Below are 24,707 nucleotides of genomic sequence, written 5' to 3'. Positions count from 1 at the left end.
AACAAGTTCAGTGTGAATTAATCGGACTCTTCTGAATTGTACAAAACGGACATATTGCGAAACTGCAGATAGGTCATTCCCATAAAGCGCTGGCAGTCGCGAATAAAATGGGACTGGTCGTAATAGAAGTCAGCCCAGGCATTCTCCTCCGGAGTATTTTCAAGCTGCTTGATTGCGTGTTGAAACCGCATGACTTGCTGAAATTCTCTTGGAGACACGCCAAGATGATGCCGAACTACCCTTCTGAGCTGACGCGACGATATTCCAAGCTCCTGACAGTGCACATCAGAAAGTGCCATACTCCCCGCCGTTGCTCTAGAGAAATTGAGAAAGTTCGCTAAACGTGCATCGATAACACTAGGCGAAGCAACTCGCGTAAGCCATTGCGTTATAGCGCCGCAACGCGAATAGAAGTCTGGATTTTCCACCAGAAAACGTTGAACTGCATCACTGTAGTCCGAAGGAAGCAAATCTAATACCGATAGCCCCTGAACTTCACTTGCCCAACTTTCCAGCGGATGAGCCGTTAATGCCTGATAGCCCAAGAGTTGAAAACGCATGCCAAAATAGGAAACAGGACCTTCGAGCTGAAATGGATTTGCCGATAAAAACGGAGGAATGAAAACGCTCTCCTGCGGGTTGTCTACTCGCGTTATCCAGTCGACACAATTATCTGGAATACTGTGGTACACATACCGACCACAGGGCACATTCAACTGCCAGAAGCTTTGCACTATCTGCGAAACTGGCTCTGGCGGCACCAATGTCTGGTATCCATCCTGAATGTGCACATTGCCTTGAATGGGGTGGTAGTTCGAGGAAGCCACGGCATATCCTTATTGCCTCAATAGCTATAAATCTACCTCAAACCCCACCCTTTTCCTAACTTAGGACGCAGTACTCTCTTTCATTGAAGTTGACCGAATCCCCTCTGCTACTGGTAATTCGTCAGGAATCACATCAGGCAAACGCTGCTCCATCAACCTCAGCGGGCGATACAACAAACTTGCGATACCCCATAAGACAGCAAATGCCCCGAGCCCCGCCAGTAATACGCCAACACCAAGCCCTTCCCTTTCCCCCAATGCAGAGGAAATCAGCTCAGCCACTGGTGAATCGCCATAAACAAAAGGCTCTACCACATGCTCAGCCATGTAGCCAATCACAAAATACGCTAGCGGCATCATCGACCAGGACATCATCTGATTAGTGGCGATGACCCGCCCTTGAAGTTCCAGCCCCACTTTTACTTGAATCAAACATTGCCAGTGGGCGTTAACAAGCGCCAGAGACATACCAATTCCGAAGAAACCCAGCATTAAGAAGAATTGCTGCGCCATCAAGCCTGCGATCATCATCGACACGCCAGTCAGAAGGGTAAACCCAATCATTCCGTGGGCTCTCAATCTGGTGCCGCCCCAGATCCCCATCAGCAATCCACCAACCAGCTGACCAATGCCATCAAACGCCAGAACTCGTCCTAGCAAATCGGCTTCACCGACCGATAAAATCAACGGTGTGCCAAGCACCATAATGGCACTGAACGCAAAGTTATAAACGGCGAAGAAAATAACCATGGCAACCATTTCTTTGCGTTGCAGAATGTATTGCCAGCCTTCCATGATTTCCTGAATCAGCGGCAACTCGCGCTTTTTGAACATCCGATTAGGGAACCGAATCAGCAGTAATGTCGTGAACGCCACGCAGAACGCTGTGATGTCGAGCATCAACACGTTTCTCAGTCCAATTTCCAGGAACAGATACCCACCCGCAAAGACTGCGATTACCTGACTGGTAGACGAAGCCAACTGAGCCAGACCATTAGCTCGTCCCAGATAGCGCTTGGGTACCAGCTGGGCAATGGTGGCGATATAGGCGGGTCGCTGGAACGCTTGTCCTATCGAACTGATGGCGACAACAGTGTAGATCTGCCAAATCTGAAGCTCGCTGGTAGTCATCATAAAGAAGATAAAGAGCGTACCGCAGACAGAAATGGTATCGCTGAGCATCAGAATGATCCGCCTGTCCCAGCGGTCGACCAGCGCCCCGGCAAAGGGCAACATCAGAATACCGGGCAACAGAGCAAACACAGAAATGTACGCAAACTCGGTCACCGACCCCGTTTGCAAATACACCCAGGTACCCAATGCAAATGCCGTTACTCCCGTGCCCAGCATCGACATAAATTGCCCAAATACGATGATGAAAAACAGCGTTAGGCTGGGATTAGTCTCTTGCTCCGCTCGCTTGCCTTGTAGCCAACCACTAAAAGAGAAGCTTTCCTGACTTTTCGAATGCTCTTTCTCCGGTGGTTCGCTGCTGGGATGGTGCTTATCCGACTGCCATTTGGTTATCTGACGGTCTAAGATTCGGCTCAGCTCATGGGGCTGATGTTTAATGAAAAAGTGCCCTGCGTCTGGCAATACTTCCAAATCCACATCCGAAGAAAATGCCTGCCAGTCTTGGTGCCTCTCTTCAAAAAACTCCGTACTCTTGTCCTTATCTCCATAGATAGACAGAATCGGTGCCTGAATTTGGTACTGTTCAGGAGATAGGTTCGCTTGAGTGTAGAAATCCTCCGCATCACTGACATCCTGCCGCATGGCCGACATCATAAAGTCGAGCTCGTCTTCTTCTAACGATTCAGAAAAGCCCCCTAAAGACAGAATGGATTCAAATCGAAGGCGATTGGAAATCAGACGGTCAAACGGAATCCACTGCCTCAAAGACTCTAAAGCGGCAAAAGGCAGTCGAGGGAATGGGAATGTCGCCCCCAGGAACACACCGTGAACCTGTCTTCCCTGAGACTCCAACCTGCGAGCAATCTCCAGCGTCAGAGCGCCTCCGACACAATGACCGAACAGGTATACGTCCCCTTCAATGCCACTCAGGATCTCCTCCACACACAGCTCAGCTATCAGAGGCAATGGCATAAGCGATTCATCGGCTCTTGCGAAGTCGTGCCCAGGAAAGTTTAAGGCGTATAGAGAAAAGTCATCCGGTAGGCAACTGGCAAGTGGCTGATACGCAATCGGGCTTCCACCACCATAAGGGACACAGATCAGCTGTTTTTTCTTGGTTTTGCTGCGTTTTAAGCAGTGAAGTAACCCAGAATGTTCTTCTTCACCCTCACCTTCCAGATACGTCGCCAAGCCAACAATGTTTGGATGCCTGAACAAATCCGTTACGGTTAGTTTTCGAATTTGTTCAAACTCAGCATGTTCAGAGAGCGCCCGATTCAGCATGCTGATCATGCGGATGGCAGCAATGGAGTTACCACCAATATGGAAGAAATTATCCTGCGTGCCGACACGTTCGATACTCAAAACGTCTTGCCATGTGTTCACAAGCAATTGCTCTAGCGGAGAATCTGGCGGTGTATATACATCCACGGACTGCCAAACAGGTTCGGGAAGCGCTTTGCGATCCAATTTGCCATTGGCTGTGAGCGGGACATCCTCAATGGCGGTAAAAGTGGACGGCACCATATATTCTGGCAGTTGTTCTGTAGCGACGGTTTTCAGAGTTTCAAAGTCACACTCGCCATTGCCTTCTGGTACCACATATGCCGCCAGTGTTTTTACACCATTGCGCTCAACATCAATGACTACCGCATGCTTAAGCGATGGTTGCTGACAAAGCAGAGTCTCGATTTCACCCAACTCAACTCGGTACCCTCGGACTTTTACCTGAAAATCTTTGCGCCCTTTGAATTCGATGTACCCATTTTGATTCCAGCTTCCTAAATCACCCGTCCGGTAGAGCCGACCTAACGTTGGATGATCAAAGAACTGCGCCTCACTGCGAACCGGATCTTTGTAATACCCTTTAGCAACCCCTACTCCGCCGATATGGATTTCGCCAGTCGCGCCAACGGGGCAATGCCCACCAAACTCATTCAGTACCCACATCGTCTGGTTAGGCATAGCCAAGCCATAGGGAATGCTTGTCCAGTCGGGTTTCACTTCTTCAATTGGATACCAGATGGACCAGATACTGCCTTCTGTTGCTCCGCCTAGAGAGATAGGAGAGACACCTGGAATGAGGGCTTTAAGCTGATTCGGGAGCTGAAGAGGGATCCAGTCGCCACTCATCAGCACCACTCGAAGGGTACGAAGTTTGTTGGCAGTCAGTTCTGCCTCTTCCACCAGAAGCTGTGCGAGCTGAGGAACGGAGTTCCAGATGGTCACCTGATGTGCCTCAACCAGATCTGCCCAGCGGCTCGGGCTCTGAACCTCCGACTGGTCTGGAAACACAATGGCAGCACCCGCCGCTAAAGTGCCAAACAGATCGTAAACAGACAGATCAAAGCTCAAATCAGACAAGGCCAATACCCGATCGTGCGCCTGAACATTGAAAGTCTGATTCACCGCTTCAATGGTATTCATGGCGCCATCGTGGCTGATCACCACCCCTTTGGGTTTTCCCGTGCTGCCAGAGGTAAAAATAACGTATGCCAGCTCCTCCGGTTGCACGTTGGGAAGTGATTTTTGCCAGTTTTCAGGCGCAGGCTGTGATATCGCGTCATCAACAAGAATAAGCTGGTAAGCGTTCAGCCAATGCGGGTCGGTGCTTTGCTGGGAACCTTCTGCCATTTGAAGCTGATGATATTGCGCCTTTGAGATCACCAGTCGAGATACGCCACCAGCTTGCAATACATCGTGAAGACGAGATGCCGGCCAGGCAACATTAAGCGGCAAATAAGCCGCACCGACAGCCATAATCCCCAGAGTAGACACCACCTGCAGTTCACTCTTCTCGGTCAGAACCCCGATCAGCTCCCCTCTTTGAACACCAGATTGAGTCAATGCATGAGTCAGGGACAACACATGCTGGCTTACTTCCTGATAGCTGTAATCCCCTTCGGATGAGATAACCGCGGTAGCATTGGGATGGTTCTCTGCCTGCTCAAAGAAACCTTCAAACAGATTGCGCGATGGGTAGTCCGCCTCAGTGTTATTCCAGTCATTCAGCAGAGTATCCTTTTCTTCTTCTGAGAGAATATCGATTTGCCCCAGTGCTTGCTGGCTGTTTTCAGCGAACCCGTTCAGCACGCACATGAAGACCTTGATGAAACGGCGGATAGACGCTTCATCAAACAGGCTAGTCGCGAAATTGATGCTACCGTAGATGTCGTCTTCACCGTCATCCAGATACATACTCAAATCGAATTTAGCAGGGTTGGTTTTAGAGCGAACTTCGTCAAACTGAGCTTGCTTAAAAGGCAAAGGGTTCTCTTTCAGCCCTTTCTCACCAAAGCTTTGCACCGCAAACATCACCTGAAAAACAGGATGTCGGGACATATCTCTTTCTACGTTCAGCGCTTCAACCATTTGCTCAAATGGTAGGTCCTGATGCCCTTTGGCATCAAAAACCGTTCGATGAACGTCAGCGATAAAGTCTTTAACACTCTGCGAAAGAGATACATCTGCGCGCAAAGGCAAGGTATTCACAAAGTACCCGATCAGATTTGCTACCTGAGGGTAGTGACGATTGTCAGAAGGAGTACCCACGATAAGACTTTTCTGCCCAGACAACATGGCTAACGTCGTATAAAAGCCACTAAGGAGCACGGTGTACAAGGTAGTGTCTCGTTCGCGAGCGAGCTCTCGTAACTGACGAGACAGCTCTCCTTCAAAGGTAAACACCACATCTTGCCCACGATAATCCACACTGGCGGGTCTCGGGTGATCCGTAGGCAGAGCCAGATTTTCTACATCAGAAAGTTGCCGAGTCCAGTAAGCGAGCTGTTTATCTAAATTGTCACCTTGAAGATGCTGGCGCTGCCACAAAGCATAGTTACTAAAATCCAGCACTGGCTCAGCAAGATCAGGGCGCTGCCCAGAATGATAGGCTTGATAGACAGGTGCCAACTCATCAAGAAATACATCTGTCGACCAGCCATCAAAGGCGATGTGATGCCAAATCACCAGTAAGTAGTTTTTTTCTGCGCCAATATACCGAATCAGCCGCATCGGTGGCTCAGCCGTCAAATCAAACGGCTGGGCAATCTCGGTATCGAATGTCTGTTTTAATGACGCGTCTTCGGGCAGAACCTCCACTTTGATGGAGGCAGCCTCGTTTAAGTGATGCACATACGGCTGATCTTGTTCATCCGACAGATAGACAGAATTCAGTACCGTGTGGCGCTCTGCCATAAACTGAAACGCCTGCTCCAACGCCGACAGGTCAACATCATCATCCAGCTCAAACACGTAAGGAATGTGGTAAGCATCAGTACCCTGTTCAAACTGCTCAATGAAGAGCATTCTTTCCTGAGAAAACGAAAGCACATTGGGCTTTGACGGCAACCTGAGTATCTCTCTCTCCCAGAAATCGTACTTGGAGGCGACTTTATTCAACTGGAGCAACGCCAATAATTCAGGTTTATTGGCTTTGATTTCATCCAGTAATTCAGGGCACGGCTTGTCACCAGAAAACGCCAGCTTAATCGCTTCGTCTTCGACCCAGACCGACATATTGCTGGCTTTGATTCGATTGACTAGCTCATACATATCTAGATACTCATTTCGTTATCTTGTTCTTCCAGGAAGCTATGTTTCTGGTTCTCTTCAATAAACTGAGCCAGCTCACCAATGGTTTTAGTGGTGTATAAATTCACCAGCTCAAGTCGAAGGGAATGCCCGAGATAGCGATTGATCTGGCTGACCACTTTAATGGCGTTGATGGAGTTCCCCCCTACCTGGAAGAAGCTGTCATGAATGCCTATTCGCTCTGCACTCAACACCTCCTGCCAGATACCACACAACACGATTTCCAGTTCGGTTTCCGGTGCAGTGTAGCTGTCGCTGGCTGACCACTCTGGTTCTGGTAAGGCTCGGCGGTCTAATTTGCCGTTCATGGTCAGCGGAATGGCGTCAATCTGAGTGAACGTCGACGGCACCATAAAGTCTGGAAGGGAGACAGACAGGGCTTGCCTGATGCGTTCAACATCCAACACGGTATCGCTGACAATATAGGCTGATAAGTATTTTTCACCCTCTTTCTCTCGGTCGATGATCACCGCCTGCTGCACCGTTGCCTCTTCCAGTAGCACAGCTTCGATTTCACCCAGCTCAATACGGTGACCTCGGATTTTCACCTGAAAGTCATTTCGACCGATGTATTCCAGTTGACCATCGTGACGCCAGCGCACCAGGTCGCCTGTTTTGTACAAGCGCTCTTCGTGCCCTGCTATCGGGCTGGTGATGAAGCGCTCTTGCGTCAGTGCTTCTCGGTTGAGATAACCGCGTGCCAGCCCTACTCCGCCAATGTGCAGTTCTCCAGGCACACCAATTGGGCACAGCTTGCCTTGAGTGGATAGCACATAGCAGCTTTCGTTGTTTAAAGGGGTTCCGATAAGGTTAGCTTTACCTCGTTGGTACTCCGACTGAGTGCTCCAGATACAGGCTTCGGTTGGGCCATAAACCTGAATCACCTTCTGAAAACGCTGAGACAGGCTTTGATACAAGGCTTCAGAGCCGCTTTCTCCGCCGACTATCACAGTGATATGAGATAAATCGGCCGACTCAGGCAAAGCCACTTGCAGCACTGACCACACCGATGGTGTGAGCTGAAGAACATTGGTCTTCAAGGCGTGGCTGGATAGCGTGTCAGGCGCTTGATGAATGTCCGACAGGTAGACTGTGCCGCCCGACAGCAGCGGCAACCCGTATTCCAGCCCGAAGATGTCAAAGGTGTATTGCGTCAGGCTGACCAGGGAAACAGGCTTTGCGCCCAGAGACTGGTGGTATTGATGAATAAAGTCTGCGTACGCAGCGTGCGGCATCATGACGCCTTTCGGCTTTCCAGTGGTACCAGAGGTGTAGATGACGTACGCCAAGTCATTGCCTGAGATAGCTACATCCAGATTATCCGTTGATTGCCCCTCATACGCTGACGGACTGTCCACTGCAACCAGCTCCGGTAGAGCAGAAAGCTCGTTTAGCCAGCTGTCCAGCTCACTCAATTTGCTTTGCTGAGTCAGTACCAAAGGCGCGGCGGTATCTTCAAAAATGAACTGCGCACGCTCTTTCGGGTATTCCGGCGAAACAGGGACATAAGCCCCTCCCGCTTTCAGCACCGCCAGTATGGCAATCAGCATTTCACTGCTGCGCTCCATAAATAGGGCAACGGGCGTATCGGGTTTCAGTTCGGATTGGTAATGCTGCTGATGCGTCTCCCGAAGTGTGTTCGCTAACTGGTTGGCTTTGTCATTCAACGCTTGGTAGGTCAGTACTTCTTCCTGATGCACCAGCGCTACGGCATCTGGCGTTTGTTCAACCTGCGTTTCAAACAGTCGGTGCCACGTAGGTTCAACAGGAAGTTCTGAATCGGTTTGGTTCCAGTCGATAAATAACTGCTTCTCGCTGTCGGTTAATACGTCTAACTCAGCGATGCTTTGCTCAGCATTACGGACAAACCCGGCCAGAATTTGCTGATACAACGCCAGAATGCGTTCAGCAGTAGCCCGCTCAAACAAACTTACCGCATAATCCAGCCCGACTTTCAGAGCCTGATGCCCATCATCAACATGCAAAGTCAGATCAAACTTCGCGGGCGAGTAAAAGCCTTCGTCTCCCAAATCCACCGATTCAAACGGCAATGCGTCCTGACTGAGTTCTTGATGACCAAAGCTTTGCATGCCAAACATCACCTGAAACAGAGGATGACGCGACATATCGCGCTCAACATTTAATACATCAATCAATCGCTCGAATGGCACGTCTTGATTCGCTTTGGCGCTGGTCATGACTTCGTGTACCTGCTTGATGAGGTCAGACACTTTGTTGTCGCTTTTTACCTGAGATCGCAGCACCAGAGAGGTAGCAAAGAATCCAATCAGATCTTGAGTCTGAGGAAGGTGTCGATTGTCCGACGGTGTCCCCACCAAATGATCTTCCTGACCAGACAACGTAGCCAGTGCGACGTAAAACGCACTCAGCATCACCACATACAAGGTTGTGTCGTGTTCGCGCGCTAAGGATTTGAGTTGATTAGACAGCTCAGGGGAAAGTGCCAGCGATACATTGTTCCCGCGATAATCCACTTTTGATGGTCTTGGGAAATCGGTCGGTAGGGCTAAGGTTTCGAAACCAGAAAGTGTGTTTTTCCAATATTCGGTTTGGTTGCCTGTCTCATCACTTTCTAGTTGATGTCGCTGCCAGAATGCATAATCACTATAGTCGATCTCCAGCGCAGGAAATACGGGCTGCTTGCCTGCTTTTAATGCGGTATAGACTTGGGATAGTTCGCGCAGAAATATGTCTGTCGACCAGCCATCAAAGGCGATGTGATGCCACAGCATCAACAGATATTGTTTGTCTCCTACCTTGTACTGGATAAGACGTAACGGTGGCTCTCTATCCAGTTCAAATGGACGTGCAACGTCTTCGGCTAACGCCTGCTTAAATGCATCAAACGAGTCTGCCAATCGCACGGGCATTGCGACAGGCTGAGTGCTTTCATGCAAAGAGAATTGCCCCTCTTCACTCTGCTGATAACAGGACTTGAGTACCGGGTGGCGATCCACGATGTATTGAAACGCCGAGAGCAGTTGAGGTAACTGAATGTCGTCAGATAACTCCACGGTGTAGGGAATATGGTAAGCGTCCGTTCCCTGCTCAAACTGTTCGATGAAGAGCATTCTTTCCTGAGCAAAGGAAAGCGCGCCTTTGCTCTCTGAAACGGAGAAGATCTCTTTACCCCAGAAGTCGTGCTTGGAGAAAATCTGATTGTTTTCTAAAACTTCCAATAACTGAGGCTTACTCGCTTTGATGGCGGCCAGCATCTCTTCGGAAGGTTTATCGGCACCAAACGCGAGTTTGATCGCGCCATCTTCCACCCATACAGACAACTCATTGGTTTTGATTTTATTGATTAGATCTAACATGGCTTAAATACTCATTTCGTTAACTTGCTGATCTAAGAAACCCGAGTCTTGTTGGGCTTGCAGATGCACGTGCAATTCAGCAATGGTTTTCAAATTAAACAGATGAATCAGTTCTAGACGACCTCGAACCAAGGGGTGGCGATTGATCTGGCTGACCACTTTAATGGCGTTGATGGAGTTCCCCCCTACCTGGAAGAAACTGTCATGTATGCCGACTCGTTCTGCACCCAACACCTCCTGCCAGATACCACACAGCGCGATTTCCAGTTTGGTTTCCGGTGCGGTGTAGCTGTCGCTGGCAGACCACTCGGGTTCTGGTAAGGCTCGGCGGTCTAACTTACCGTTCATGGTCAGCGGAATGGCATCAATCTGAGTGAACGTCGACGGCACCATAAAGTCAGGAAGGGAAGCAGACAGGGTTTGCCTGATGCGTTCAACATCCAGCGTGGTGTCGCTGACAATATAGGCTGATAAGTATTTTTCACCCTCTTTCTCTCGGTCGATGATCACCGCCTGCTGCACCGTTGCCTCTTCCAGTAGCACAGCTTCGATTTCACCCAGCTCAATACGGTGACCTCGGATTTTCACCTGAAAGTCATTTCGACCGATGTATTCCAGTTGACCATCGTGACGCCAGCGCACCAGGTCGCCTGTTTTGTACAAGCGCTCTTCGTGCCCTGCTATCGGGCTGGTGATGAAGCGCTCTTGCGTCAGTGCTTCTCGGTTGAGATAACCGCGTGCCAGCCCTACTCCGCCAATGTGCAGTTCTCCAGGCACACCAATTGGGCACAGCTTGCCTTGAGTGGATAGCACATAGCAGCTTTCGTTGTTTAAAGGGGTTCCGATAAGGTTAGCTTTACCTCGTTGGTACTCCGACTGAGTGCTCCAGATACAGGCTTCGGTTGGGCCATAAACCTGAATCACCTTCTGAAAACGCTGAGACAGGCTTTGATACAAGGCTTCAGAGCCGCTTTCTCCGCCGACTATCACAGTGATATGAGATAAATCGGCCGACTCAGGCAAAGCCACTTGCAGCACTGACCACACCGATGGTGTGAGCTGAAGAACATTGGTCTTCAAGGCGTGGCTGGATAGCGTGTCAGGCGCTTGATGAATGTCCGACAGGTAGACTGTGCCGCCCGACAGCAGCGGCAACCCGTATTCCAGCCCAAAAATATCAAAGGTGTATTGCGTCAGGCTGACCAAGGAAACAGGCTTTGCCCCCAGAGACTGGTGATATTGATGGATAAAGTCTGCGTAGGCAGAGTGCGGCATCATGACGCCCTTTGGCTTTCCAGTCGTGCCAGAGGTGTAGATAACGTACGCCAAGTCGTTGCCTGATATGGACAAGTCAAGGTTACCCGTTGATTGCCCCTCATACGCTGACGGGCTGTCCACTGCAATCAATTCAGGCAGCGCAGGTAGCTCGTTGAGCCAGCTGTCCAGCTCACTCAATTTGCTTTGCTGAGTCAGCACCAAAGGCGCGGCGGTATCTTCAAAGATGAACTGCGCCCGCTCTTTCGGGTATTCCGGCGAAACAGGGACATAAGCTCCTCCCGCTTTCAGCACCGCCAGTATGGCAATCAGCATTTCACTGCTTCGCTCCATAAATAGGGCAACGGGGGTATCGGGTTTCAGTTCGGATTGGTAACGTTGCTGATACGTCTCCCGAAGTGTGTTCGCCAACTGGTTGGCTTTTTCATTCAACGCTTGGTAGGTCAGTACTTCTTCCTGATGCACCAGTGCTACGGCATCTGGTGTTTGTTGAGCCTGCGCTTCAAACAGTCGGTGCCAAGTAGGTTCAACAGGAAGTTCTGAATCGGTTTGGTTCCAGTCATTAATCAGGCACTGCGCTTCTTGCTCACTGATCACTGTTATCTGATCATGCAACTGCTGGCTGTCTGCCGCTACCGCGAGCAAGATTGACTCTAGTTGTTCAAGTAATCGAGCAGCCAATCTCTTGTCCAACAAAGTTTTATCAAAACCCAGTTGGATGCTGAGCGCTCCTTCTTTCTCATACGCCATGATGGAGAACGGGTAATCCATCTTATCGCTCCAGCTGCGAGGCACGGTATCCGCTGCCAAACCCGAGGCGGTGTCATCGGCGTAAGATGGGTAGTTTTCGAAAATAAACAGGCTGTGGAACAGACGCTTTCCGTCTTTCTGAAGATCCGCCAGCGGCATGCTGCTGAAACTGTTTAATTCAGCAATGCTTCGATGAATGCTTCTTAGCACTTCGGCGATGGTGGATGACTCTTCCCATGTTACAGCTAAAGGAAGCGTGTTGATGTAGAGCCCGACACTCTCTTCAATTCCGTCGATGGGAATATCGCGCCCCGACACCGTCGTACCCACAATGGTTTGCGAGTCCTGCGTTGTCATTTGAATCAACTTATGCCAGGCAAACTGAAGTGCCACGTTGGTCGTCACGCCTAGCAACTGACACGCCGATTTGAGCGAAGCAAAGTGCCCTCCTTCTAAGCGATGCGTCAGCTCTGCGGGTTCCCGAAGTGAGCGAACCTCATCCAAGTCAGCAGGGTCAGAAAGCAATACGCTTAAGTTATTCGCCGCCTGTAAGTTTCTGGCTTTCTCCTGCCAGTAGCGCTGAGATGTCGAGTACTGCGCCACTTTATGCGCCTGAACACGGTCATAAACCGTATCTTTCTTGATGCTTGCTTCTAAGCCCTGAACCAACGCATCGTAGTGCTGCTGCACCGTTTTCAGCAGGATAGGATTACTCCAACCATCCGTCACACTGTGGTGCGCGGTCTGAATCAAGGTGTATTGGCGCTCTGCCCGCTTAACCAATGCGACTCGGAACAGCCCAGTTTTTGATAAATCGAACGGCTTGCGACGCTCTTGTGCCTGCAAGTCATCGATTCGTATATGGTGTTCGGATTCAGATACCCCAGAGAAGTCATGCAGAGTAAAACGTTCACTCACATTCGCTTTATCACTGATCACCTGAACAATCTCACCATCCCAATGAAACGCCAGACGCAACGCTGGATACTGCTGTGCGGTTAACTCCCAAGCCTGTAGGTAAAGTGAGTGGTCAATGTGTCGTTCATAGTCCACCAGCACCTGAAGGCGATACGCGTCGTCATCGGGGCGGCTGATGTGATGGTAAACAAACCCTTGTTGCAAACTGCTGGCAGGGTATATGGCTTCAAGACGGGCAGATCCGCTTACGCCAGATTGAATGGCTTCAAGTTGTGGCTGGTGGAGGTTTGGACATTGGAAATCACTGGCGGTTTTGATACCCCCGGCTTTTGTCGTTTGCTCACACAGTGCTAAAACACGTTTCAGCGCAGCTTTGAACGAGTCAACAAAACTCGTGGTTTGGTTTTGGGGCAGTTGAGAAAGCACCTCAAATTTCAACCGACCGTTAAAGACCCCACCATTGATGTTCAACCTTGCAGAATCTTGGTTCTGACGACCAATCACCTCACCGGCATCATCATCTGTTACAGTCCAAAGCGCCGTTTGACCTGAGCTGTCCAGTTGCCCGAGATAGTTGAAGTAAACATCAGGCAATGAATGTGATGCCAACATGGGGGCAAATGCGCCGTAACCGATGCCTTTTTCTGGAATGGCACGTAACATCTCTTTAGTGGAGATGAGTGTGTTTGACAGCTCAGAATGCGTACATAGCCTGACCGGATAAGCCGTGGTAAACCAACCTACCGTGTGGGAGATATCCAATGATTCGTCAATCGGTTCTCGTCCATGTCCTTCAAGCGTAATGTGATGAACGGGCTGTTCAAACGTCTCAGTCATCGCATTGCTTAACGCCGTCAACAGCAGATCGTTAATTTCCGTCTGATACCCCTGATTCGCGCTGTGTACAAGCTGATGTGTCTCTTGCTCCGACAGGCTCAATTCCGCTTTGTGCTGAGGTGTTTGAGCATAATCTTCGGGTGAGTAATCGGCGACGACTCGGTTCCAGTATTCCTGCTCTGCAGGGTAGGATTCTGGGTAGCGAGCAACGGCATCTGCCCATTGGCGATAACTACTGGTTTTGTCACCTAATGTCCTGCCGTTTACCAGTGCTTGCAGATCATCCGCCAGAATGCGCCAAGACACCGCATCTATGATCAGATGGTGGAAGGCAAACCACAACCTGGCTTCGCCATTGGAGTACCCTTCTATGTATGCAGCGCGCCACAGAGGTCCTTGGGACAAGTCAAAGTCGCTTTGCCAGCAAGTCAGTTGATCCCTTATTGCGTCTTGCGTCATCGACATGGCGTTCAGCCTGCCAAGTGGCGCTAAAGTTATCTCTTTGTGGTAACTCTCCTCGGGTTTGCTATCAGAAAGATTGAATCGCGCTCTGAGAATGTCATGCTGCTTCGCCAGCTTATGTACGGCATTCTCAAGGGTTTGGTGATCCAAGCCACTGGGTACTGTCAGCATAAACGCCTGATTCCAGTGATGTGGGTTCTCAAGCTTCTTATCAAAGAACCACTGCTGAATAGGCAGCAAAGCACACTCGCCTTCTAGCGTGCCTTGTTCCGCGATGATTTGAGTAACTGGAGCGGCTTCTGACAGACGCTCGCTCAATTGGCGAACGGTCGGGCAGTCAAACATGTCTTTGACCTGAACTGAGAACCCCGCCTGACGAAGTTTGGACACGAGTTGAATGGCAATGATGCTGTCGCCACCGATACGGAAGAAGTTGTCGTTGACCCCAATGCTTTCTACACCCAGCACTTGCTTCCAGATGTGGCAGAGCGCCAATTCCTGCTCATTGTCGGGTGCCACATAGTTATTCTGGTCGACAAATTCAGGCTCTGGGAGCGCATTCCTATCTAGCTTACCTGCACTCGACAGCGGAAAAGCTTTCATTGGAACAAACGCCGCTGGCACCATGTAAGCCGGAAGTCGCTGGGATAAGTATTCGCTAAGTTCACCAAATGTCAGCGATTTAGAGGCAATGTTGGGCGTATTGGTCAGATTCTCTCTGGAAATGTCTGTACCCAAATCCAGATTAGTGATGTTCACCTTGTCTCTGCGAGAGAAGAACAGATGCAGCTTGCCTGCCTGATTCGCTTCATTGGCATGTAGAACCTTAAGTGTGTAACCGTAGCGCTTAACTTGGTTATGAAGAGCTTCGATTGACGCGATGGATTCCAATGAAACTGGTCTTGCATTCAAATTCGCCAGTACAGAACAAACCCGCTGATCTGGGTAGCCACTCACCCACAGATCTTCATATTTCAGCTCTTTTTGTTGCAGCAGATCGTCCAATTGAAAATCGGGCGTGTGAGTCACATGGCGGAACGAGTCGAGATCTGACTTTGAAGATGTTGACAAAGTTTTGTCCACTTTGATGATCACATCAAACCGGAATCGATTCATTTCATGCTCTGCGTGCCCACGCTTTGGCAGAATCTCTACTGACTGCACGCAATCAAACTGGTTCGACAATGCTAAAAAGTAAGCGGGGGCAATGGCTAACTCGGTTTCTTTTGATGCCAGCCATTTGGCTTGCTTCACCAATTGACGAGCAGGTTTGTCTGGAGAGCGGTGGGACAAGATTGCCAGGTGAAACGCTTCAAGCAGGCGCAAATCTCGGATGTCTCCTAAGAACAATTGCCCTTTATCGCTCATACCCTCAATGGCTTGTTTCAGCACTTTGTCGAGATACTGTTGACTCGGGAAATACTGAGACACCGAGTTCATCACTATGGTATCAACGGATTGCCCTTCCAGTGACAAAGCAATCTGATCTGCCGGGCAGCTTGCAAATTCACTGTTCCTCTCATAGCCCAGCACCGACGCGGCATGAGAAAGTCGCTTAATCGCATTTTCAGAAAAATCGGTGGCTATGTAGTGCTCGCACTGGCAGTGCAAAGGGTAATAAATCAGACCAGAGCCAGAGCCAATTTCCAACACGCGACGAGGGCGCAAATTAGCAATTCTGGATACCGTTGCATCTACCCACTCCCTCATCTCTTCAGCAGGGATGGGCGTTTGAGTGAAGGAGCTTTTCCAGCCGCGAATGTCGAATTGGTCAATCGCCTGATTGTCAGATTTATATTCGGCTTCGTACACGCTTTTCCAGATGGCAACCCCATCATCTTCCAGACTGCCATCGGATACCTGCGCAGCTTTTTCCGTGTAGTATCCCACCAACTTCTTCTCACCGGATTTCTCCACGGTGTGTACACACGCATTCTGAATGCTTGGGTGGGCTTGCAACGCGGATTCGATCTCTTCAAGTTCAATACGGTACCCCCGCACCTTAACCTGAAAGTCGTTGCGCCCCAGATATTCCAGATCGCCATTCTCGCGGCGGCGAACCAGATCGCCGGTTTTGTATAGCTTGTTGCGTCCCGTCTGAATGTCTTGTTGTGAAGCAAAGGGATTGTCCACAAAGCGTTCCTGTGTCAACACCTCGCGATTTAGATACCCGTCGGTTACCGCAACACCACCAATGTACAGCTCACCCGGCAAACCATCTGGACACAGTTGAAGCTGCTCGCTGTGCGGATCCATGACCCATAGCTGAACGTTTTGGATAGCCTGACCGATAGGCACGGTATCCGTCTCGTTAAGCTGGCAGTCGTAATAGCTGACTTCGATGGATGCCTCTGTCGGGCCGTATTGGTTATGCAGGCTTGCCCCGTGTTGATTGATGGCATTGAACAGGCGGATGTGCTCGGGAGTCAGTGCATCCCCGCTGCAAAATACGCGTTTTACACTGGATGGCAGAGACAGATTAGCGTGCTGAAGGTAGTGGCTCAGCCCAGTCAGCATAGGGGGAACAAAGTGAACCAGAGTGATGGAGTGATGACGAATGGTCTCCAATATCAGTTCTGGAGACTGATGCGCTTTAGGCGCTGACATGACGATGGCGGCACCTGTCCAGTTCGCCCACAACAGTTCCCAGACCGACACATCAAACGTGTAAGGCGTTTTTTGTAGAACCCGGTCATGCTCACTCAGTGGATACTGGCTTTGCAGTGCTTCGATTCGGTTGACGACTCCGTTATGCGGCACCATCACCCCTTTAGGCTGCCCGGTAGTACCCGATGTGTAGATGATGTAAGCCATGTCGCGGCTGGTGATTTGGGAATCCAAGTTCTGAACTGGCTGTTTGGCGTAGGTCTCGACGCTATCAATGCAGATGCATTCGGTTCCCAGCCCTTCTATGGTTTCTAAAACTGACTTTTCCCACGTTTGCTGCGTCAGAACGAATTGCGCTTTGGTGTCTTCAAAAATGTAGCGAGTACGCTTAACCGGGTTATCAGTAGCAATGGGTACATAAGCCCCGCCCGATTTCATCACTGCCAGAATGCCGACCACCATCTCTAAGCTGCGATCCAGATAAAGTGCGATAGGCGTGTTGGGAGATAAGCTCTGTCGGTTTCGATTCAGGTAGCTTTCTTGAAGAAATCTCGCTAGCTGGTTCGCTCGCTGGTTTAACTGGCGATACGTCAGTGAGTGCTCACCAAATATGAGCGCGATGTTGTCTGGTGTTTTTTCCACTTGCGCTTCAAACATGGCGTGAAGCGTTTTGCTGCTTTGATACGGTTTTTGCGTTTTATTCCAACGCTCCGAATCAGCAAGTAACCGAGATAAATCCAGCAGTGGCAACTGGCCAACCGACGATGACGAAGACATCTGGCATTGAATAATATGCTCAAATATCTCGCCAAAACGCGCAATGGTGCTTTCGTCAAACAGCGCGGGCTTATAGTTAAATGCCACACGTATTGAATCAGACTCATCTCGACAGATCAGGCTTAAGTCGTAACGGTTTTGATCATTACCAAGACGTTCCTCACCATAAGGGCTCCAGCCTTCTGCCTGGTATTGCTCACCTAAATGGCTTCGATGTTCACGCAACAGAAACAAAGTGCGCGCAACCTGCCCGTCCTGACTGTCTTGTGTAATGTTGAGTTCTCGGTTTATCTGGCCAAGAGAAATATCGCTGTGTTCAATCGCATCAAATACCGTTTTCTGAACGGTTTGAGCCACTTCCCAGAAGGTCTGATGCGGGTCTGGCTGAATCCTGAGTAACGCCTCTCCGGCAAACAAACCTACCAACTCGCGAAGTTCTGGACGGTTGCGATTGGTTAACGCAGACGCGATGGCGAGATCCGACTGACCTGTGATGCGGTGTAGCAATACCGAATACGCCGACAGCAAAGTGGAGTACAGCGATATGCCCTGCTCTGTGCAACGCTGCTTCAGCCATTGGGTCAGCGAAGCAGGCAAGACATGCTCCCACTGGCGTACCTCCGTATCCGCCTGAATCCCGGGCATTCGATCAAAAGGGAGCGACAGCGAAACATCACACTGATTTAACTGCTGCTTCCAATACGCCAGGTGCGCTGAACGACGATTTTGTTGCGCATCTTGTTGCAACCAGTGGGCATAGTCCCCTTGCTGAATCGGTAGCTCTGGAAGTACTGTCTCATTTGAACCGCAATGGTAGTGATGGAAAAAATCACGCTCAAAGTTTGCTATCGAGCCTCCATCAAAAATCAAATGCGAGAAAACAAAGATAACTTTGGTATCTTCACCCTGAAGGGCGTGAATTCGGAAAAGTGGTCCATTGTGTAAATCAAAAGGTTCGGCAATAAATTGCTGGATGACGTGGTTAAGATCGTTTGGGTCTGAAAGCTCAACAGACTGGTCAATGGCGTAATGAACTTCGGGTAACACACATTGCTTTAGCTTGCCTTCTTGGTTTCTGAATACGGTTCTCAGGCTTTCATGCCGTTGAACCACCTTATCCATCGCTTCTCGCACCGCATTCGCATCAAAGTTCTCTACTCTATACATACAAGGAATGTTGCTGGTCGACACCGATTCATTCAGGCTTTCCAGCACCCACATATCCTGTAGCAGCTCGGTCACCGGCAAAGTGTTAGTCTCTCGACTGACCTTTGAGATCCCACTCGTCGGTTTGAGTTTACGTTTAGCCAGAAGCTTTTTTCTTTGCTCTTGGGAAAGCGAAAGTCTTCCCTTTCTTTCACCACTCATACATTGCTCGCCTTATTGCTGACTGGTTGTTTTCATTGCTGTATTTCGATTGATGGTTACTGAGACGCCATCAGGGCTTCGATTTCTTCGTCACTCATGTCTGCCAGAATCAGATCTTCTATCCATACGGACAGATCTCGAATGGTGTTTGCGCGTGTAATGAAGTCGGAAAACTTCACTTCAATACCCAGCTCGGAATGCACCGCCCCTAGAAGCTGAATTGCCAGAACTGAAGTCCCCCCCATCGCCATAAAGCCTTGCTCACAACATATGGGAGAACGATTGAAGACTTCACACCAGAGTCTGTGAACTTCTTCTTCAATGTCAGTTTCAGGAACGGAGATTTCAGCTTCTGGCATCGAAGCGCCCGGCACATCGACGGGTTCTATTGACTGAATGGGGTACAGGGCAAGGCTCTTGCGATCCACTTTGCCATTGTCGGTCAATGGCAAGGTGGTGAGCAGCTGGATATGGCTAGGGATCATGTAATCGGGAAGTTTTGATACTAATGCTTCTCGAATTTGCCCCGAGCTGAGCGACTCGCCAGAATGGAGCACTACAAATGCAGCAATGCTATCTTTCACCAACTCAGCCTGTGAAAGGACGACTCCGACTTGCTGGACGCCAGAAACGGCTAAGATATGGCTTTCAATATCACCCAACTCAATACGATGTCCGTTGACTTTGACCTGGTGATCTTTGCGCCCCAAGCACTGATAGCTGCCATCGGGTTGGCGCACGCCTAAGTCGCCTGTTTTGTAGAGTTTCCTATTGGAGACTAAAGGATGTTGTACAAAGCTTTGGGCGGTTAACTCTGGCTTTTTCCAGTACCCTGCACTGACACCCATTCCTGCAATGCAAAGCTCCCCTATCTCACCTTCTTCAACAGGCTGAGCTTCTTCATTCAGAAGGTAAACTTGCGTATTGAGAATCGGGAGGCCAATATCCACCTGGCTTCGATGGGTAAGCTCCTGAACGCAAGACCACACGGTGGTTTCAGTGGGTCCGTACATGTTGAATAGGCGCGCGGAGGTCGCGCTTTGCAGTTTTTCGAGTAAAGGCTGCGGCAGAGCTTCGCCACCAATCAGCAGTAGATTGAGTTTGGACAGCGCCACCGTAAACATGGGGTTTTCCAAAAGTAATGTCAGATGCGATGGCGTGATTTGAAGCGCATCTACAGATTCAGTCACCTGCGCCAGTGCCGTGGCGGATTTACGTTGGTCGTCAGACACAAGGTGTACAGATAACCCCTGCAGGAGAGCAACTATCGATTCGAGCACAAAAATGTCAAAGCATACCGTGGTCAGTGACGCGATACTGGCAACACTGTCCAGACCAATGCTTTCCTGCATGCCGGCATTAAAGTTCAGTAAGTTTTGATGAGTAACACACACGCCTTTCGGCTTTCCTGTCGAACCGGAAGTGTAAATGATATAAGCCAAATCAGAAGGTTGGCTGGTATGCGCATCAAAACCCGAAGAAATGGCTTCACATTCAGAAGCACGAACCACGCAGACATCAGATTGAACGCTTATCGCATTCATACATTCCAAACCGCTCTCATCAACCAACACTGCATGGCACTGACTGTCTTCAAGCATGTATTCAATGCGAGAGCTTGGGTAATTCAGGTCTATCGGAATGTACGTCGCCCCGACTTTTAATATCGCCAGTATAGAAACGATGGTATCAATAGAGCGATCCAATAAAATGGCAACTCTGTTTTGTGGTTTTATCTGGCTACTGATAAGTAAATTGGCAAGCTTGTTTGCTTTTTCTTCTAATTGGCTAAAGCTTATTGCCTGATTATTAAAGACCACTGCGTTATTGTCTTTCGACAATAGCACTCTTTGTTCAAACAATCGTTGAAGGCTTATATTTTGATATTGATCACAACCATCAATCATATTTGTTCCACGTAATATTATTCATAAATGTAAAGCTATCTCTTTGAAATAACCTTTAAGAAATATCTGAATACCGGTATTTAATTATTCGCTTTAAGCCTTCGCTCTAGCAGTGCTCTTTTATTAATTTTTCTTTTTATCGCAGGATTTACTGAATTAGATTCTGGTTGAGGTCTTTTTTCTGATAACTCAGGTGGCGACACGTATCCGCTTTTTTCAGATACCAAAGTTTCAACCAGATGATTGATTGCTGAAAACGGCTGCTCCTGATTAATATGATGAGCCACCTCAACACATCGCTCATTCAACAAGCCAGAACTAAGTTCATCGATAGATTGTCGAAGCGTTTCTACATTCCAGTCAGATTGCGGCAGGAATCGACCGACTCCCAATGATTCAACCCTTCTGGCGTTATCAGGTCCGTCAGTCATATGAGCCATGACAAGCTGGGGGACACCTGAAGCTAGGCACTGAGCGGTACTGCCAATTCCGCCATGGTGAATAACTAAAGAGCAATGTGGAAACACCTTATCAAAAGGCAATCTTCTGGCTCTCAAAACCTTCGAAGGCAAAGTATTAGGGAGTAAGTGGTCGTGTTCTGTCACGACGATAGCCGCTCGGTCATATCGCTCACAGGCCTCTATCGCGATTCGATAAAAATCTCTTGAAATCAGTTGGCTGGTTCCACCCGTAATTAATATAGGGTTAGGGTATTGAGACAGAAAGTGGGCAATGCTGTCCGGTATCTCATTGGATTCGTCAGGTTGAGGTAACGGAAAACCAATGGCTTCAGGTGCTAACTGCCCCGAGATTTCAGATTTCCACTCTGAAAGGTGACTCCAGAGTGCCAGACTGTGAGGTACTGAGCACTGGTAATCCAGCCATGTGGACTGGGTACTAAGACCAAGTTCACTTCTTAACTCATTGATTTCACGGTCTGCTAACGCTTTAAAGCTTTGATTGATGAGCGTCATGTAGCTTAAATTGCTTGGGGCAAGATACACGTTGACGTAAGGAATCTTGTGCACCTCAGACAAGTGCATGGCAGCAATACTGGAGCGACAGCGCCCAATGATCACGGTATCAGGCTCAGCAGCCCATTTGACCATAATATTGAATTCTTTAAGGCGACGCTCTGGGCTTAAATATTGATTCCGAAAAGCTTCGAATTGTTGTGGCTGGGTGAAGGGTTCAAGGAAATCTGGTATAGCCACTTGCAGCTGTTGGTATTCCTGCTCACTTTCCCAAGCAGTAAAATTCAGCCCAGCTTCGTCAGCCCAATCCTTATAACCATAATGACTGAAAACACGAACTTGATGTCCCTGCTTTTTTAAATACACGCCCATTCGAATAAAAGGAAGTATATCTCCTCCCACCCAATGGCTAGCCAGTAATATATTCGCCATTTAATGTTCCAAGCCCATTTATAAATACCAAAACTAATAACAACACTATTATTTTGATTTATTTTTTACTGCGAAAAATATCACCAATAAAATTAGGGTTACATTAAGTTTGGATGAAAGTTAGACACACTTAACAATTATAAATTACTGTTCCAATGGTTTATCTATCTTGAGATTTATATTCTAGACAAAAGAAAAAAGCCGATATAAATCCGGAAAAGAAAAGCTTTACATCAATATATAGGAATAAAAATAAATGTAATTACCATTTATTTGACTTAGATTATTTTTTATTGACTAATTAAATAACAAAAAGGCAGCCATGATGCTGACTGCCTATTTTGATAAAAATAGTAATAACTATTACGCGTTTGAATAAAGCTCTCTGTCGCCCAACCAGCGGTCTATGATAGCTTGAGCATTGTTTGGATATTGCTCGTGCAGGTGTCTGGCAATACGCTGAACTTCCGGGATCATTTTTTGGTCCCGCACTAGATCGGCAATCTTAAAGTCTGCCAATCCGGTTTGTTTGGTTCCAAGCAGTTCACCCGGTCCACGAATTTCCAAATCGCGCTGTGCAATGACAAACCCATCGTTACTTTCTCGAAGCACACCCAAACGCTTCTGGGCTGTTTTTGAAAGCGGTGAGTGATAAAGCAGTACACAATGGCTGGCAACCGACCCTCGCCCAACTCGTCCTCGTAACTGGTGAAGTTGTGCCAAGCCTAGCCTTTCTGGGTTCTCGATGATCATCAAGCTGGAATTAGGCACATCCACCCCCACCTCGATGACTGTTGTTGCCACCAGCAGGTGAAGTTCATTGCTTTTGAACTGCGCCATAATGGCTTGTTTTTCAGCGGGCTTCATTCTGCCGTGCACCAACCCGACTTTAAGTTCAGGCAGTTGAAGCTTCAGCTCTTCGGCAGTATCCGCGGCGGCTTGCGCTTCTAACACTTCGGATTCATCAATCAGGGTACACACCCAGTAGGCTTGCTTGCCATCAAGGCAGGCACTGCGAACCCGGTCAATCACATCTTTGCGTCTGGTGTCTGGGATCGCGACGGTTTGAATGGGAGTTCGCCCTGGCGGTAGCTCATCGATAATCGAGGTTTCCAAATCAGCATACGCCGTCATGGCTAGGGTTCTTGGGATTGGGGTGGCGGTCATGATCAACTGATGCGGATAATAGCCTTGTTTGGTGCCTTTCTCCCGCAACTCCAAACGCTGATGTACCCCAAAGCGATGTTGCTCATCAATGATCACCAGTGATAGGTTCTTGAATTCCACATGTTCCTGAAACAGTGCATGAGTCCCCACCACCATTTGTGCTTCGCCACTGGCAATAGAAGCCAGTTCTTTCTCTTTGGCTTTGCCTTTTAACTTGCCAGCCAGCCAACCCACCTTAATTGGTTCACCGTTCAGCTTTATTTGTTCAAACCAGTTGGCAAAGTTGATGGCGTGTTGCTCTGCGAGTAACTCGGTTGGTGCCATCAAAGCGACCTGCTGCCCATGCTCCAGAGCCCGAACCGCCGCAAGTGCAGCAACCAGAGTTTTACCGGAACCTACATCCCCTTGTACCAATCGCATCATTGGATGAGGCGTCTCTAAATCCTGCTCGATTTCCTTCACCACGCGCTGCTGTGCCCCCGTTGGGCTAAATGGCAATAGATCCAGCAATTGCTTTTTGAGCCCATCCACATTTGGCAAAGGCAACGCGGCATCCAGTTGGGTTTTGCTTCGAACCGCCAGCATGGACAGGTTTTGCGCCAGCAATTCTTCTAAAATCAGACGCTTTTGAGCGGGGTGCTCGCCTAAGTCAAAGGCTTCTAAATCAATCGAAGGAGAAGGTCGATGGATAATATGCAGCGCTTGCCCCATGGTCATCTGATTGTTGTACAGACCGGAAGGAAGCAGCTCAGTGACAGCGGCTTTGTCCAGCAATTCCAGAGCCTGATCAGTCAGGTTACGTAGCGTGAGCTGACGAAGCCCTTCCGTCGTCGGGTAAACTGGCGTTAACGTGGGTTCGGTTTCGGCTTTTTGATCCGCCGCGTGGAATTTGTATTCGGGGTGAATAATCTCCAACCCGTTAGCGCCACGCTTTATCTCACCGTAAGCGTGTACCAACTTACCGTTAGAAAAATTGTTCTTCATCCCTGCGGTGAAATTGAAGAAACGCAGAGTAACGGTGCCATTGCCATCGCTAATTTTAACTACCAGCATTTTTCGACGACCAAATATGGTGTCTACTCCCATGACTTTCCCCTGCACCGCCGCCCATAGCCCAGGGTGGACTTTCGCCATGGGATAGACTCGGGTACGGTCTTCATAACGGGAAGGCAGATGAAACAAGAGATCCTGCACATTGTGCAGCCCAACTTTGGCAAGCTTTTCTGCTACTTTCGCACCCACGCCGGAAAGCTCAGTCAGTGGAATGGCAGATAACAGTTGGGACATAGGAATGCTCTCTTGCTCAGAAAAGTAAACGTGGATTCAGAGAGTTAGTTTGAC

At 49.0% G+C, this 24,707-nt stretch carries 7 protein-coding genes; all 7 read right to left on the bottom strand.

Going from position 1 to position 24,707, the window contains the following annotated elements:
• Positions 1-17: 17 nt before the first annotated feature.
• Positions 18-827, bottom strand: coding sequence for a helix-turn-helix domain-containing protein (locus tag INR79_RS00765; RefSeq protein WP_223095559.1), 810 nt, complete (start codon positions 825-827; stop codon positions 18-20).
• Between the two features lie 60 nt (positions 828-887).
• Positions 888-6,515: a non-ribosomal peptide synthetase gene (locus tag INR79_RS00760; RefSeq protein ID WP_223095557.1), complete on the bottom strand. Its 5,628-nt coding sequence runs from the start codon at positions 6,513-6,515 to the stop codon at positions 888-890.
• A gap of 2 nt (positions 6,516-6,517) precedes the next feature.
• Positions 6,518-9,892, bottom strand: coding sequence for a non-ribosomal peptide synthetase (locus INR79_RS00755; protein ID WP_223095555.1), 3,375 nt, complete (start codon positions 9,890-9,892; stop codon positions 6,518-6,520).
• 3 nt (positions 9,893-9,895) lie between these two features.
• Positions 9,896-18,886 carry a non-ribosomal peptide synthetase gene (locus INR79_RS00750; protein ID WP_223095552.1) on the bottom strand — a complete coding sequence of 2,997 codons (8,991 nt, stop codon included), beginning with the start codon at positions 18,884-18,886 and terminating at the stop codon, positions 9,896-9,898.
• A 56-nt stretch (positions 18,887-18,942) separates the two neighbouring features.
• The gene (locus INR79_RS00745; protein WP_262415366.1) at positions 18,943-20,793 is read right to left on the bottom strand and encodes a non-ribosomal peptide synthetase; all 1,851 of its coding nucleotides are present in this window, start codon (positions 20,791-20,793) and stop codon (positions 18,943-18,945) included.
• 80 nt (positions 20,794-20,873) lie between these two features.
• The gene (locus tag INR79_RS00740) at positions 20,874-22,199 is read right to left on the bottom strand and encodes a glycosyltransferase (protein ID WP_223095548.1); all 1,326 of its coding nucleotides are present in this window, start codon (positions 22,197-22,199) and stop codon (positions 20,874-20,876) included.
• Positions 22,200-22,562: 363 nt separating this feature from the next.
• Positions 22,563-24,653 carry an ATP-dependent DNA helicase RecG gene (gene recG, locus INR79_RS00735; RefSeq protein WP_223095546.1) on the bottom strand — a complete coding sequence of 697 codons (2,091 nt, stop codon included), beginning with the start codon at positions 24,651-24,653 and terminating at the stop codon, positions 22,563-22,565.
• Positions 24,654-24,707: the final 54 nt, after the last annotated feature.

This window comes from Vibrio sp. SCSIO 43132 (genome assembly GCF_019904195.1).
GTDB classification, from domain to species: domain Bacteria; phylum Pseudomonadota; class Gammaproteobacteria; order Enterobacterales; family Vibrionaceae; genus Vibrio; species Vibrio nigripulchritudo.
This window is presented reverse-complemented; position numbering and strand designations above follow the sequence as displayed.